This is a genomic window from Psychromonas arctica, assembly GCF_036697365.1.
GTDB lineage: Bacteria > Pseudomonadota > Gammaproteobacteria > Enterobacterales > Psychromonadaceae > Psychromonas > Psychromonas arctica_A.
Genome location: NZ_JBAHZA010000064.1, coordinates 1 through 731 on the forward strand (window position 1 = coordinate 1; position 731 = coordinate 731).

General features: G+C 48.2%; 1 protein-coding gene. It reads left to right on the plus strand.

Annotation, left to right across the window (positions count from 1 at the left end; genetic code table 11):
- The coding region (locus V5290_RS17325) for an Ig-like domain-containing protein (protein ID WP_333388774.1) at nt 1-731 on the plus strand (731 nt) is incomplete at both ends.

Consider the following 731-nt stretch of genomic DNA (forward strand, 5'->3'; position numbering starts at 1 on the left):
GATGTCGTTGCAAATGATACCGATGCAGATGGTGTCACATCTCCTGTTGCGTCAGTAACAGACGGCACGAACGGGACCGTTGCGATTAACGCTGACGGCACCGTGACTTACACGCCAAACGCAGACTTTAATGGTGAAGACGAATTTACTTACACCAATGAAGATGGCAATACAGAAACGGTCACAGTAACAGTTGAAGCAGTGGCCGATGACACAGTATTAGTCGCAGATAGCGCAACGACTGATGAAGATACGCCGGTAGTTATCGATGTTGTCGCAAATGACAGCGATGCAGATGGTGAAGTTTCACCGGTTGCATCAGTGACAGACGGCACGAACGGGACTGTTGCGATTAACGCTGACGGCACCGTGACTTACACGCCAAACGCAGACTTTAATGGTGAAGACGAATTTACGTACACTAATGAAGATGGCAATACAGAAACCGTGACAGTGACGGTTGATCCGATTGCTGATGACACAGTATTAGTAGCTGACAGCGCAACAACTGATGAAGATACCCCAGTAGTTATCGATGTCGTCGCAAATGATACGGATGCCGATGGTGAAGTTTCACCGGTTGCGTCAGTCACCGATGGTACTAACGGGACAGTAGCGATTAACGCTGACGGTACCGTGACCTACACACCAGATGCAGACTTCAATGGTGAAGACGAATTTACGTACACTAATGAAGATGGCAATACAGAAACCGTGACAGTGACGGTTGA